Source organism: Rhodococcus sp. NPDC056960 (assembly GCF_042674125.1).
In the GTDB taxonomy this organism is placed as follows: Bacteria; Actinomycetota; Actinomycetes; order Mycobacteriales; family Mycobacteriaceae; genus Rhodococcus_F.
In genome coordinates, this window is the sequence record NZ_JBHURF010000009.1 from 104,458 (window position 1) to 118,275 (window position 13,818).

12 protein-coding genes are annotated in these 13,818 nt (G+C 69.3%); 8 read left to right on the forward strand and 4 right to left on the reverse strand.

All coding sequences use genetic code 11. The annotated features are described in order from the left end of the window. Positions 1-54 precede the first annotated feature (54 nt). From ACFTWF_RS16050 to narI, 4 genes are read left to right on the forward strand one after another with little or no spacing between them, the layout of a single operon-like run. On the forward strand, positions 55-3,732 hold the full coding sequence (locus ACFTWF_RS16050; RefSeq protein ID WP_378462365.1) for a nitrate reductase subunit alpha: 3,678 nt from the start codon (positions 55-57) through the stop codon (positions 3,730-3,732). Continuing rightward, positions 3,732-5,390 (forward strand): nitrate reductase subunit beta, encoded by a 1,659-nt coding sequence (gene narH / locus ACFTWF_RS16055; protein ID WP_378462189.1) that lies wholly within the window; start codon positions 3,732-3,734, stop codon positions 5,388-5,390. The genes ACFTWF_RS16050 and narH overlap by 1 nt, the downstream gene beginning before the upstream one ends. Continuing rightward, a complete protein-coding gene (narJ, locus tag ACFTWF_RS16060; protein ID WP_378462190.1) occupies positions 5,387-6,040 on the forward strand; it encodes a nitrate reductase molybdenum cofactor assembly chaperone in 654 nt (217 codons plus the stop codon). Before narH ends, narJ begins: the two co-directional genes overlap by 4 nt. A 1-nt stretch (position 6,041) precedes the next feature. Then, positions 6,042-6,773, forward strand: coding sequence for a respiratory nitrate reductase subunit gamma (gene narI / locus ACFTWF_RS16065; protein ID WP_378462191.1), 732 nt, complete (start codon positions 6,042-6,044; stop codon positions 6,771-6,773). A gap of 22 nt (positions 6,774-6,795) precedes the next feature. Here narI and ACFTWF_RS16070 read toward each other — a convergent pair whose 3' ends face one another. Then, positions 6,796-7,764 (reverse strand): tellurite resistance/C4-dicarboxylate transporter family protein, encoded by a 969-nt coding sequence (locus tag ACFTWF_RS16070; RefSeq protein WP_378462192.1) that lies wholly within the window; start codon positions 7,762-7,764, stop codon positions 6,796-6,798. A 121-nt stretch (positions 7,765-7,885) separates the two neighbouring features. Between ACFTWF_RS16070 and ACFTWF_RS16075 the strand changes: the two genes are divergently transcribed. Continuing rightward, on the forward strand, positions 7,886-8,308 hold the full coding sequence (locus ACFTWF_RS16075; protein WP_378462193.1) for a hypothetical protein: 423 nt from the start codon (positions 7,886-7,888) through the stop codon (positions 8,306-8,308). Between the two features lie 39 nt (positions 8,309-8,347). Beyond that, on the forward strand, positions 8,348-8,512 hold the full coding sequence (locus tag ACFTWF_RS16080; RefSeq protein ID WP_378462194.1) for an alpha/beta fold hydrolase: 165 nt from the start codon (positions 8,348-8,350) through the stop codon (positions 8,510-8,512). A gap of 257 nt (positions 8,513-8,769) precedes the next feature. Here the strand turns inward: ACFTWF_RS16080 and bla are convergent, their stop codons facing one another. Continuing rightward, positions 8,770-9,723, reverse strand: a complete 954-nt coding sequence (gene bla, locus ACFTWF_RS16085; protein WP_378462195.1) for a class A beta-lactamase — start codon at positions 9,721-9,723, stop codon at positions 8,770-8,772. Between the two features lie 147 nt (positions 9,724-9,870). On the opposite strand from bla, the gene ACFTWF_RS16090 reads away from it, so the two are divergent. Together ACFTWF_RS16090 and ACFTWF_RS16095 are read left to right on the forward strand one after the other, a co-directional pair. After that, complete coding sequence (locus ACFTWF_RS16090) at positions 9,871-10,764, forward strand: LysR family transcriptional regulator (RefSeq protein ID WP_378462196.1); 894 nt, start codon at positions 9,871-9,873, stop codon at positions 10,762-10,764. Then, a complete protein-coding gene (locus ACFTWF_RS16095; protein WP_378462197.1) occupies positions 10,761-11,669 on the forward strand; it encodes a serine hydrolase in 909 nt (302 codons plus the stop codon). Before ACFTWF_RS16090 ends, ACFTWF_RS16095 begins: the two co-directional genes overlap by 4 nt. 8 nt (positions 11,670-11,677) lie before the next feature. Here ACFTWF_RS16095 and cobJ read toward each other — a convergent pair whose 3' ends face one another. Together cobJ and ACFTWF_RS16105 are read right to left on the reverse strand one after the other, a co-directional pair. Beyond that, complete coding sequence (gene cobJ / locus ACFTWF_RS16100) at positions 11,678-13,180, reverse strand: precorrin-3B C(17)-methyltransferase (RefSeq protein ID WP_378462198.1); 1,503 nt, start codon at positions 13,178-13,180, stop codon at positions 11,678-11,680. Next, positions 13,177-13,803, reverse strand: a complete 627-nt coding sequence (locus ACFTWF_RS16105; RefSeq protein WP_378462199.1) for a precorrin-8X methylmutase — start codon at positions 13,801-13,803, stop codon at positions 13,177-13,179. Before ACFTWF_RS16105 ends, cobJ begins: the two co-directional genes overlap by 4 nt. Between the last annotated feature and the right edge of the window lie 15 nt (positions 13,804-13,818).

Consider the following 13,818-nt stretch of genomic DNA (forward strand, 5'->3'; position numbering starts at 1 on the left):
GTGATCCCTCGGTTTCGCCCGGCTGATGTCGGTTCGCTCGATCTGGAGGAGAACGTGGTGGATGCGCACACCGGTGGTCCGGTGGAGGAGGCTCTGCTCAGGGGAGGGCGGTTCTTCACGCCGGGCGTGTTCTCGGACGACCGGCGCACCGTCACCCGGGAGGGTGGGCGCGAGGGTGACGTCTTCTACCGGGACCGCTGGAGCCACGACAAGATCGTGCGGTCCACACACGGGGTGAATTGCACGGGGTCGTGTTCGTGGAAGATCTACGTCAAGGACGGGATCATCACGTGGGAGACCCAGGAGACCGACTATCCGTCGGTGGGGCCCGACCGCCCCGAGTACGAGCCGCGCGGCTGCCCGCGCGGGGCGGCGTTCTCCTGGTACACGTATTCGCCGACCCGGGTGCGGTACCCCTACGCGCGCGGGATCCTCGTCGAAATGTACCGGGAGGCGAAGAACCGGCTCGGTGATCCGGTGGACGCGTGGGCCGACATCCAGGCCGACCCGGCGCGGCGCAGGAAGTACCAGCAGGCCCGCGGCAAGGGCGGGCTCGTGCGGGTGTCGTGGGCCGAGGCCACCGAGATGATCGCCGCGGCCCACGTGCACACGATCAAGACGTACGGACCCGACCGCGTCGCCGGATTTTCGCCGATCCCCGCGATGTCGATGGTCTCGTTCGCCGCGGGGTCACGGTTCATCGAACTTCTCGGTGGTGTCATGACCTCGTTCTACGACTGGTACGCCGATCTGCCGGTCGCCTCGCCACAGGTGTTCGGCGACCAGACCGACGTTCCGGAGTCCGGGGACTGGTGGGACGCGTCCTACCTGATGATGTGGGGTTCCAACGTCCCGGTCACCCGGACACCCGACGCGCATTGGATGGCCGAGGTGCGATACCGCGGCACGAAGGTCGTGTCGGTCAGCCCCGACTACGCCGACAACACGAAGTTCGCCGACGAGTGGATGCCCTGCGCCGCCGGTACGGACGGTGCGATGGCGATGGCGATGGGGCACGTGATCCTGTCGGAATTCTTCGTGACGCGGCGGGAACCGTTCTTCGTCGACTACGTCCGGCAGTTCACGGACCTGCCGTTCCTCGTCGCGCTCGAGGAACGCGGCGGCCGACTCGTGCCGGGAAAGAACGTCACCGCCGCGGATCTCGGTGAGTCGAGCGAGAACGCCGCATTCAAACCGGTGCTGGTGGACGGTGCAACCGGCGAGGTGGTGGTGCCACACGGTTCGCTCGGATTCCGGTACGGCGACGAGGGAATGGGGAAATGGAACCTCGACCTCGGTGACGTCGTCCCCGCACTGACCGTGGCCGCACCCGACGGCGAGACGGCCGCCGTGCACCTGCCGCGGTTCGACACCCCGGACGGTCGCGGTGAGACACTGGTGCGCGGCGTGCCGGTCCGCCGCCTCGGCGATCTGCGGGTGTGCACCGTCTTCGATCTGCTGCTCGCCCAGTACGGCGTCGCGCGCCCGGGACTTCCCGGCGAATGGCCCGGCGGTTTCGACGACGCGAGCAGCCCGTACACACCGGCCTGGCAGGAGTCGATCACCGGTGTCGCTGCGACACAGGTGATCCGGATCGCCCGCGAGTTCGCGACCAACGCCGTCGACTCGGGCGGGCGTTCGATGATCATCATGGGCGCCGGGATCTGCCAGTGGTTCCACGGCGACGCCACGTACCGGGCAGTCCTCGCCCTGCTGCTGCTCACCGGTTCGATGGGCCGCAACGGCGGCGGCTGGGCGCACTACGTCGGGCAGGAGAAGTGCCGGCCCGTCACGGGATGGGCGACGGTCGCGATGGGAACCGACTGGCATCGCCCGCCGCGCCAGATGGCGGGAACGTCCTACTGGTACGTCCACACCGACCAGTGGCGGTACGACGGATACCGCGCCGACGCCCTCGCCAGCCCGACCGGGCGGGGAAACTTCCGCGGTCGGCACACGATGGACGTGATGACCTCGGCGGTGTCGATGGGGTGGACGCCGTTCTACCCCCAGTTCGACCGCTCCAGCCTCGACCTCGCCGACGAGGCGGAGGCCCGCGGCCGCGACGTTGTCGAGCACGTCACGAGCGAACTCGCCTCGGGTGAACTGAAATTCGCGCTCACCGACCCGGACGATCCCCGGAACTGGCCGCGCGTGCTGAGCGTGTGGCGGGCGAACCTGCTCGGCTCGTCGAGCAAGGGCAACGAATACTTTCTCCGGCACCTCCTCGGCACGTCGTCGAATCTGCAGGCCGAACCGGCGGCCGAGCATCTCCGCCCCGACGACGTGACGTGGCGTGACGACATTCCGGAGGGCAAACTCGACCTGCTGATGTCCGTCGACTTCCGGATGACGTCCACCACGTTGCTGTCGGACGTCGTCCTCCCCGCCGCAACCTGGTACGAGAAGTCCGATCTGTCGAGTACCGACATGCACCCGTACCTGCATGCCTTCTCGCCGGCGATCGACCCGCCGTGGGAAACGCGTTCGGACTTCGACGCCTTCGGGGCGGTGGCGAGAGCGTTCAGCGTGCTGGCGCGGCGGCACCTCGGCGTACGCCGCGACGTCGTGCTGGGCACGTTGCAACACGACACTCCGGGCGCGATGGCGTATCGGGGAGGGCGCGAACAGGATTGGCGCGCACGAGGCGAGACGCCCGTCCCCGGCCGCACGATGGGACCGCTGGTGGTGGTCGAACGCGACTATCCCGCCGTCGCCGAGAAGTGGGCTGCCCTGGGTCCCCTCGTCGAGCGGGCGGGACTCACCACCAAGGGTGTCACGACGCATCCGGACCGCGAGGTCGGGGAGCTCGCGGCCCGGCACGGCGTCCTCGACTCGGGTGTCGCCGCCGGCCGGCCCGCGCTGGACACCGCGGAGAAGATGGCCGAGACCATCCTCGCGTTGTCGGGCACGTCCAACGGCAGGCTCGCCGTCGAGGGATTTCGTGAACTGGAGAAGCGGACCGGCCGACCGCTCGCGCACCTGGCCGGGGGCAGCGAGGAGCGGCGGATCACGTTCGCGGACACGCAGGCCCGGCCCGTTCCCGTGATCACCAGCCCGGAATGGTCGGGAAGCGAGACCGGCGGTCGCCGGTACGCGCCGTTCACGGTGAACATCGAGGAACTGAAACCGTTCCACACGCTCACCGGGCGCATGCACTTCTTTCTCGACCACGACTGGATCGAGGAACTGGGGGAGCAGCTCCCCATCTACCGCCCACCACTCGACATGGCCCGGCTGTTCGGTGAACCCGCACTCGGCGATCGGCAGGGGATCGGGCTGAGCGTGCGCTACCTGACACCACACTCGAAATGGTCGATCCACTCCGAGTACCAGGACAACCTGTTCATGCTGTCGCTGTCCCGGGGCGGGCCCACCCTGTGGATGAGCCCGAACGACGCGGCGAAGATCGAGGTGCGGGACAACGACTGGGTGGAGGCCGTCAACCGCAACGGTGTGGTGGTGTGCCGCGCGATCGTCTCGCACCGCATGCCCGACGGCGTCGTCTACGTCTACCACGCCCAGGAACGCACCATCGACGTGCCACTCACCGAGACCACCGGACAGCGTGGCGGCATCCACAATTCGCTGACCCGGCTGCTGATCAAACCGTCTCATCTCGCCGGCGGCTACGCGCAGATGTCGTACGCGTTCAACTATCTCGGCCCCACCGGAAACCAGCGCGACGAGGTGACGGTGGTCCGCCGCCGCTCGCAGGAGGTGACGTACTGATGCGTGTCATGGCTCAGCTCGCGATGGTGATGAATCTCGACAAGTGCATCGGCTGCCACACGTGTTCGGTGACGTGCAAGCAGGCGTGGACCAACCGCTCCGGCACCGAGTACGTGTGGTTCAACAACGTCGAGACCAGGCCCGGCCAGGGTTATCCGCGCACCTACGAGGACCAGGAGAAATGGCGCGGCGGATGGGTGCGGGACAAGAAGGAACGGCTGCGCCTGCGCGACGGCGGCAGGCTGAAGAAACTGTCGCGGATCTTCTCGAACCCGAAGATGCCGTCCATCGACGACTACTACGAACCCTGGACCTACGACTACGAGAACCTCACCCGGGCACCGCTCGGTGAGCACATGCCGGTCGCCGCGCCACGCAGCCTGATCAGCGGCCGGCCGATGAAGGTGACGTGGTCGGCCAATTGGGACGACGACCTCGCGGGCTCACCCGAGATCCTTCCCGGCGACCCGGTCCTGAAGCAGGTCAGCGAGAAGGTCAGACTCGAACTCGAAGAGACGTTCATGTTCTACCTGCCGCGCATCTGCGAGCACTGTCTCAATCCGTCGTGCGTCGCCTCGTGCCCGTCGGGTGCGATGTACAAGCGGTCCGAGGACGGCATCGTGCTCGTCGACCAGGACAAGTGCCGCGGCTGGCGGATGTGCGTGTCCGGATGCCCCTACAAGAAGGTGTATTTCAACCACAAGACCGGCAAGGCCGAGAAGTGCACCTTCTGCTATCCGAGGGTCGAGGTGGGGCTGCCGACCGTGTGCGCGGAGACTTGCGTCGGGCGCCTGCGCTACATCGGGCTGCTCTTCTACGACGTCGACAAGGTTCTCGCCGCCGCATCGGCGCCGAACGACACCGATCTCTACGAGGCGCAACTCGACCTCCTGCTCGACCCTCGCGATCCCGCCGTCGTCGAGGGTGCGCGGGCCGAGGGGATCTCGGACGAATGGATCGAGGCGGCCCAGAATTCACCGGTCCATGCCCTGATCAAGGACTGCCGGGTCGCGTTGCCGCTGCACCCGGAATTCCGGACGATGCCGATGGTCTGGTACGTGCCGCCGCTGTCTCCCGTGGTCGATGCCGTCAGCCGCGACGGTCACGACGGCGAGGACGTCGGAAACCTGTTCGGCGCACTGGAATCTTTGCGGATTCCGGTCGAGTACCTGGCCGGCCTGTTCACCGCAGGCGACACCGCCGTCGTGGACGGCGTCCTGCGGCGCCTCGCCGCCATGCGGTCGTACATGCGCGACATCAACCTCGGCCGCGAACCGCAGGCCCACATCCCGGAAGCGGTGGGGATGACGGAGGAACAGATCTACCAGATGTACCGCCTGCTGGCCCTCGCGAAATACGACGAACGCTATGTCATTCCCACCGCGTACGCCGCCGACGGGCATCGGCTCGAGGAGACCGCCACGGAATGCGCACTGGACTTCGACGGCGGGCCGGGCATGCACGGGTCCGGACCGTTCGGTGAGGCCAGCGGCGGACCCGTTCCGGTGGCGGTCGAGACGTTCCACGCGCTGCGCGAACGGCAGACCACCGACGCGATCTCCGCGGGCGCGAGCCACCCGTCGCGGGTGAACCTGCTGAACTGGGACGGCAAGGGCTCCCCGGCCGGCATGTTCCCCGAGCGGAGTGATCGACCGTGACCAGTCTGTTCCGGCGTCGGCGCGACCGGACCGACGACAGGCTCGTGTGGCATGCGGCGGCCCTGCTGCTCGCGTATCCGGACGACGGCCTGCCGGAGCGGCTCCGGGTCGTCGCCGAGATTCTCGGGCACCTGCCGCACGGTGCCCGCGACGCACTCGCGCAGACCCACCGGTTCCTCGGCGAGACGGACCCCTACACGGCCGCGGCCGAGTACGTCGACACGTTCGATCTGGGCCGCCGCACCACGCTGTACCTCACGTACTGGACGGCGGGCGACACCCGCAACCGCGGCCGCGAGATCCTGGCCTTCGCCGACGCCTACCGGCGCGCGGGGGTGGAACCGCCGAGAGACGAATCGGCCGATCACCTGTCCGTGGTGCTCGAGTTCGCCGCGCTCGTCGACGCCGCCGCGGGTGCGGGACTGCTGTCGGCGCACCGGGTTCCCCTCGACATGCTGTGTGCCGCGCTCGCCGGGTCGGGTTCGCCGTACGCACCCGTCCTGGGTGCGGTGTGCGCGACCCTGCCCGCCGCCTCCGATCAGGACGCGGTCCGTGCCCGGCAACTCGCGACCGCCGGTCCGCCCGCCGAGGCGGTCGGGCTCGAACCGTTCACCCTGACGGTTCCACCCCGCCGCGACGGAGCGCACTGACATGGCCGCCGGTGAACTCTTCTGGGACATCGTGCCGTACGTGACCCTGGCGATCTTCGTGGTCGGCACGTGGTGGCGGTACCGCTACGACAAGTTCGGGTGGACCACCCGGTCCTCGCAACTCTACGAACACCGGCTCCTGCGGATCGGCAGCCCGCTGTTCCACTTCGGGATCCTCGTCGTGATCGTGGGGCACGTCATCGGACTTCTGATTCCGCAGTCGTGGACCGACGCGATCGGGATGAGCGAGGACGCCTATCACGTCCAGGCCCTCGTGCTCGGTGGCGTCGCCGGTGTCGCGACGCTGACCGGCGCCCTGATCCTGGTGTACCGCCGACGCACCCGGGGACCGGTGTTCACGGCCACCACCTGGAACGACAAGCTGATGTACGCCGTCCTGCTCGCGGCGATCATCGCCGGACTCGCCACGACCCTGCTCGGAACCGGCGTCGTCGGTGAGGAGAGCAATTACCGCGAGACGGTGTCACCGTGGTTCCGGTCGATCTGGATCCTGCAACCCCGCGGCGACCTCATGGCGCAGGCGTCGCTCGCCTTCCACATTCACGTCGCGATCGCGCTCACCCTGTTCGCGTTGTGGCCGTTCACCCGGCTCGTGCATGCCTTCAGCGCGCCCGTGGCCTATCTGTTCCGCCCGTACATCGTCTACCGCAGCCGCGACGTCGCCCGCACCGGTGAGCTGATCGGCTCGGAACCCCGCCGCCGCGGCTGGTGATCCGCAGCCCGCGGCATCGGAATCAGGCGCGGGCCGCCGACTGCACGTGCCGAACGGACGCGACCAGCAGGATCGCGCACAGAATCACCGCGGGCCACACCAAGACGGCGCCGACCGGACGCAGCCACGCCGCTCCCGCCGCGGCCGCGTCGGTGAGCGCCGCGGCCGACGTCATGCCCATCGGGAACGCCGTCGACCACCGCCGGACGTCGTACCGCACCCGCGGCCAGCGGATCTCGCACACCACCAGCACGGCGTAGCAGGCGAGCGAAATCCCGATGATCACCACGGCGACGACCTGCAGGGAGCGGTGCAGCACGCTCGGCCACTCGACGACCACTGCGGCGGCCGCGAGCTTGCCCGCCGCCAGGGCGCTGATCGCGAGACCGCCCGCGAACACCCAGTGATCGCCCGCGCCCACCCGGAGCTGCGCGAAGGAGAAACGGACCAGGACGGCCACGTAGAAGCCGAGCCCCAGCCCGAACATCGCCAGCGCCGCCGTCGCAAGCCACCACGCGGTCGCCGCGGCGGCCACCGTCGCACCCAGCACCGCGATTGCCTGCGTGGCGACGCACAGCAGGAAATGCACCCCGACCGTCGGCGACACCCAGTGCCGAATCACGGCGGGCATCAACACGATCCACGCCGCAACCGTGATCACCAGCGCCACCACCGCGACCGGTTCCCACCCGAGCAGCGCGCACCGGGTGCCGAGCACACTGGTCGCCGCGACCCCGGTGAGTGCCGGCGGGGTGTCCGCCTCGTCGATCCACCGCGCGCGATCGCCGGTCAGGCGGCCGACGAACACCACGACCAGGAGCAGCCAGACGGCTACGCCGACGGCGAACCACAGCCGGGAGAACGTCTCGAAGTCCGCGAGGTGCAGCGCCACCGACACGATCCCGCACGACATCGCGGCGGCGCCCGCTCCCGGCGGAACGACCGCCAGTGTGCGGCCGGTGCTGGATCTCGTTCGGTGATCGCCGGACACGATCCCATGATGCGTGAGAATCAGGACGCTCCGGAGCTGATTCGCCGATACGTGTCAGGTCGTACCGAGGAGTTAACGCGGTTCCCCGGAGCGGATGCTGACGGCCGGGTAAGTTCGACTCGTGGGTGACACGGCAGTCGACCCGGAGAAGGCGTATGAGGCCCTCTCCGATGGCGCGCGCCTCGCCCTTCTCGGAAATCCGGAGGGCATCATGCCGCCGCAGTTCATCGGGCAGGTCATGACCGTCTGCGGGCAGGCATGCGTCGCCAGCATCACGGCGGGAGCCGATTCGCTGCCGCAGATGGCGATGCTCCAGGGTCCGGTCTCGGAGTACCTCGCCCGGTGCAGGAGCGCACTGGACGCGTGGTGGAACTCGCTGACGCCGCAACTGCGCGCGGTCATCAGGTGCCGTGAGGAGATTCCCGAATCGATGGCGCCCGTGTTTCCCCAGCACAGTCCGTGGACCGCAGCCTCCACACCGGGGTCGCACCTGCTGGTCCGCGACTATCTGGAATTGCAGGCCACGGGACGCGAGTTGATGTAGGGCGCCCGGACCAGGCCGGGTCACCCCGTCGACCTCGGTGTGCAGGGCGAACTGCTCGCCGATCTCCTCCGGTACCGGAACGTCGACGCACCGCACGTCGTGGCGCACGACTACGGGGGTGCCGTCTCGCTCCGAGCCCACCTGGTCCACGGCGCGCGGTACGCCTCTCTGGCGCTCGTCGACGTGGTGGCCCTGCGCCCGTAGGGCTCGGACTAGTTCAGGCTGGTCGCCGGCAACGCCGACGTGTTCGCGGCGCAACCGGCGGCCGTGCACCGCGGCGCCCTCGAGGCCCACATCGCGGGCGCGTCCCACCGCGGCCTGACCCCCGGCCAAATGGACCTGCTGACGGCGCCGTGGTCGACGGACGAGGGCCGGGCCGGTCGTGCGGGGGAGGGACGACGCCGGGCATCTGATCCAGTTCGACGCGCCGGTCGCGCCGGCGACCACCCTGCACCGGTGGCTCACGGCGTGGCCAACCCGGCGATGACGGCGGCGGTGCTGTCGGCGATCGCCTGGTTGTTTCCCTGCGCATCTTCCTGATCGGTCAGGCTGTCGGTGAGGATGGTGAGCACGATCGGGTCGCCCTGCGGACTCCACACGACACCGGCGTCGTTGGCGGTGCCGAAACCGCCGCCACCGGTCTTGTCGGCGGCAGTCCATCCGGGCGGCAGACCGGCGCGCATGCGCTTGTCCGAGGTCTTGCTCGACCGCATCCAGTCGAGAAGGCGATCGCGGCTCGCCGCATCGAGGGCGTCTTCCAGGAGCAGTGCCCGCACACCCTGTGCGAGTCCGTCCGGTGTCGTCGTGTCGCGCGGGTCGCCGCGGAATGCGGTGTTGAGTTCGGTTTCCCACCGATCCAATCGGGTGCTCTCGTCGCCGACGTCGCGGGCGAGGGCGGTGATCGCCTGCGGCCCGCCGATCTCGCGGAGCAGGTAGTTTCCGGCGGTATTGTCGCTCTGCGTCAGCGCCGCTTCGGCGATCTGCCCCAGGGTCATCGGGGTCCCGACCGCGGCGGCGGTGACCGGCGAATTCTCGACGAGGTCGCCGGGCTCGACGACGACGGTGTCGTCGAGTGACGTCGATCCGTCCTCGACCTTGCGCAGAATCGCGGCGGACGCGTAGGCCTTGAACGTCGAGCACATCGCGAACCGTTCGTCGCCCCGGTGGCTGTAGACCTCGCCGGTCGCGGGATTGACCGCCGCCACGCCGATCCGGGTGGAGTATCGCGCCTCCAGGGCGTCGATCTTCGCGTCGAGCGACTGAAGGTCGGGGGCCGTCGCCACCGATGGCGTGGGAGGGGCTTGTTCCGCCGTGGCCGTGCACGCGCCGGCCAGCACGGGCAACGCCAGAGCCAGAGCGCAGAAGCCGCGACGGCCGATGCGCCTGCGTTTCGGGTGGTTTCGGTGTGTGAGCATGGACCCAATGTCGGGTGCCCCCGCTCATAGCGCAAAGACGCATCCGTCGTCGCGGTGAGTCGGGTGCGCTATCACCCCAGTTCAGGTCCCCGTTTTGTGCACGGGAATTGGCCGCGTCGTCCGGTGCGGCCGGCCGGAACTGGTTGAATGATCGCCATGGATCTGCTCCGCCACCTGAGTTTCTTTGTCGCCGTTGCGGAAGAGGGACACTTCGGCAACGCGGCACAGCGACTCGGGATGACCCAGCCACCGCTGTCGCAGGGAGTGCGGCGGCTCGAACAGCGACTCGGCACCGAACTGGTTCAGCGCGGTGCTCGCGGTGTCGGGCTCACCGACGCCGGACGCCAATTGCTTCCGCGGGCGCGGCTTCTCGTCGCCGACGCGGCGAGATTCGAGGACGAGGCGCAGCGCATCGCGGGTGGCCGAGATGCGGTGGTGCGCTGGGGTGTCCCGCACTCGGTGGCCGACGGGGTCGTGGTGCGGTGTGTTCGTGTGCTGCGGGACGCGGACGAGGCCCGCGGCACCCGGGTCGTGACGACCACGGCGCCCACCACCGAACTCGTCGACGCCGTCCGGGCGGGCAGTCTCGACGTCGCTGTGGTCGAACATCCCGCCCTGCTGACCGGTCTCGACAGCGGACCGGTGCTGAAACTCCGGCGGTGGGTGGTGGTGCCGGACGACCATCCGGTGGCGACCGCCAAGAAGGCCCAGGTGCGGATGCTTCGCGGGCTGACACTGGCCACCGGCCCGCGGTCGGACAATCCGCCGGCACACGACCTGCTCGTCGACCTGTGGCGGGCCCGGGGTCTGGACCCCGACATCGTGGTCGCACCGGGACCGCGGGAACTCCTCACCCACGTTTCCGCCGGTGGGCATTTCGGCGTGACGACGACGGCACCCACGGTGATGCCGGGGGTGGCCTGGGTCGATCTGCTGCGTGACGAGCTCGCGCTGCGCCTGCGTGTCGTGTGGCGCTCCGGCTCCGACGTCGCGGCGTCCGCCGCCGCCCTCGACCGGGTGTTGTTCAAGGCCGATCGATGACGCCGTCGGCGGAGAAGCGGATCCGCGACGTCTTCGCCGACGCCGGGTGCATCGGATGGTTGCACGCCCGCCGTGTCGGAACCCCGGACGGGAGCGCGGGTGACATCGCGGTCGGCGCGGACGATCTGGTGGTGCTGGCGTCGGTCTACAAACTCCCGCTGTTCGTATCCCTCTGCCGCGCTTTCGATTCCGGGGAACTGTCGCCGACCGCGACCGTCCGGGTCACCCCGGCCGACTGCACCCCGGGACCCACCGGGGTGTCGACGTTCCGTGACCCGATCGTGCTGAGCTGGCGGGATCTCGCGCTGTCGATGATGACCGTGTCCGACAACGCAGCCGCGGACCTGGTTCTGGGCCGAGTGGGACTCGAGAGCGTCGAGCGGGTGCTGTCCGATCTCGGTCTCACGAGCACTCGCGTCATCGGCGGCGCCGCGGATGCGCACAGCAGCCTGGTGATCGACGCCCACGCGCACACCACCGCCGAAGCATTCGCCGCACTCGCCGACAACGACGAGGCGTGGACCGTGTCCGCCTACGACCCGTCGTATGCGAGCGCGACCACTCCACGGGACATGACCACGTTGCTCGATGCGATCTGGACGGGCAGGGCGGTGCCCGGGCCGCACGCCGCGTTCGTCCGGCAGGCGATGTCTGCCCAGGTGTGGCAGCACCGCATCCGTTCCGGGTTCCCGTACTCCGACGTGGACGTGGCCGGCAAGACCGGAACCATCGGCGCCATCCGCAACGAGGTCGCCGTTGTGACGTTTCCCGGTGAGATCCCCGTCGCCGTCGCGGTGTTCACCCGGGCCGCCCGAGCAGACCCGGTCCTGCCCGTCGTCGATGCCGCGATCGGGCACGCCGCCCGGATCGCGGTGACCGAACTCCGCTCCGGGCGACTCGACTGACCGGAACCTCAGCCCGGATAGCGACGGGGTGTGAACACTCTCGTCCCGTGCACGTTCTCGACGACGGTCGTCATCGAGGAGCCCACGATGAGCAGGCAGCGCATGTCGATCTCGGCCGGGTCGAGGTCGGCGAGCCGCACGACCCGCACCGACTCCTGCGCGCCGGCCACGTCGCGGCCGATGATCACCGGGGTGTCGGGGGAGCGGTGCTCGAGAACGAGATCACGCATCGCCGCGACCTGCCAGGTGCGTGACTTCGACGCGGGGTTGTAGACGGCGAAGGCCATGTCGGCGCTCGCCACCGCCGAGATGCGCTGCGCCACCACGTCCCACGGCTTGAGCCGGTCCGACAGCGACAGGACGGCGTAGTCGTGCCCGAGGGGAGCGCCGACCCGGCTCGCCACGGCGTTCGCGGCCGTCATCCCGGGCAGCACCCGGACCGGAACGCCGCGCCACTGTTCTTCGGCCGCGACTTCGAGGACGGCGGCCGCCATCGCGAACACGCCCGGATCACCCGACGACACGACGGCGACGCGGGCCCCGTTCTTCGCGAGGTCGAGTGCCATCGCGGCGCGCTCGGCCTCGACCCGGTTGTCGCTGGAGTGGCGGCGCTGTCCCGGACGTTCGGGGACCCGGTCGATGTAGGGGCCGTAGCCGACGAGGTCGGTGGCCAGCGACAGTTCGTGCTGCACTTCCGGTGTGGTCCACGCCTGATCACCGGGTCCGAGCCCCACGACGACGAGTTCGCCCGCAGGCGGCGCGTCGCCGCGGCGGGTGTTCGACGGGCTCGGCACGATGGCGATCGAGAAGTACGGGACGTCTCCGTCCGAGACGTCGTCGGCGGCGTCGATCTTCTGCCGGGTGGTGCTGGCCCGCTCGACGTACCACGTCTCGTCGATGCGCCCGGAGTCCTTCAGCGCCTGCCGGACGGCCGGGTAGGTACGCCCGAGTTTCAGGATCGCGGCGGCATCGGTCTCACGCAGCCGGCGGGTCAGTTCGCCCTGCGGGAGGGTGCCGGGGAGGACGGTGAGGATTTCCTCGCCCTCGACGAGCGGCATCGCCAGCGCGGCCGAGGCGGCGCTGATCGACGTGACCCCGGGAATCACCTCGGCGTCGAAGCGCTGCGCCAGCCTCTTGTGCATGTGCATGTACGAGCTGTAGAACAGCGGATCGCCGGCGGCGAGCAGCGCCACCGAACGCCCGGCCTCGAGATGGGCGGCGAGCCGTCCTGACGCGTCTTCGTAGAATTCGTCCATCGCACCCTGATAGCCGCCGGGATGGTCGACGGTCTCGGTGGTGACCGGATAGACGAGGTGCTCCTCGATCTGGCCCTCCCGCAGATACGGCGCCGCCACCGCGCGGGAGATGCTCTTCCCGTGCCGGGCGCTGTGGAACGCCACCACGTCTGCCTCGGCGATCACCCTCGCGGCCTTGACGGTCACCAGTTCCGGGTCACCCGGTCCGATACCGACGCCCCACAGTTTCCCGGTCACCCGCTGTTCGGAGCTCATTCGACCTCGCTCGCAATCGCATTCAGGGCCGCCGCCGTGATGGCGCTGCCGCCGCGGCGGCCGCGGACCACCAGATAGTCGAGTCCGCTGGGATGCTCGATCAACGCTTCCTTCGATTCCGCCGCCCCGATGAAACCGACGGGACCGCCGACGATCGCGGCGGGTCGCGGTGCGCCGGACTCGATCATGTCCAGCAGGTAGAACAGGGCGGTCGGGGCGTTGCCGATCGCGACGACGGCCCCCTCCAGTTTGCTGCCCCACAATTCGAGCGCGGCCGCCGAGCGGGTGTTCCCGATCTGTTCCGCCAGCACCGGCACCCGCGGATCACGCAGCGTGCAGAGCACCTCGTTGTCCGCCGGGAGCCGCTTGCGAGTGACGCCGGCGGCCACCATCTGCGCGTCGCACAGGATCGGGGCGCCGCCCGCCAGCGCCGCGCGGGCAGCCTTCACGACACCGGGGGTGAACGCGACGTCGTCCACGAGATTGACCTGACCGCTCGCGTGGATCATGCGGACAACGGCCTGCGAGACGCCCTCGGGAAAGGCACTGAGATCCGCCTCGGCGCGGATCGTGGCGAAGGACTGGCGGTAGATCTCCGCGCCGTCTCGGATGTACTCGATCATCCGCTCACGATAGAG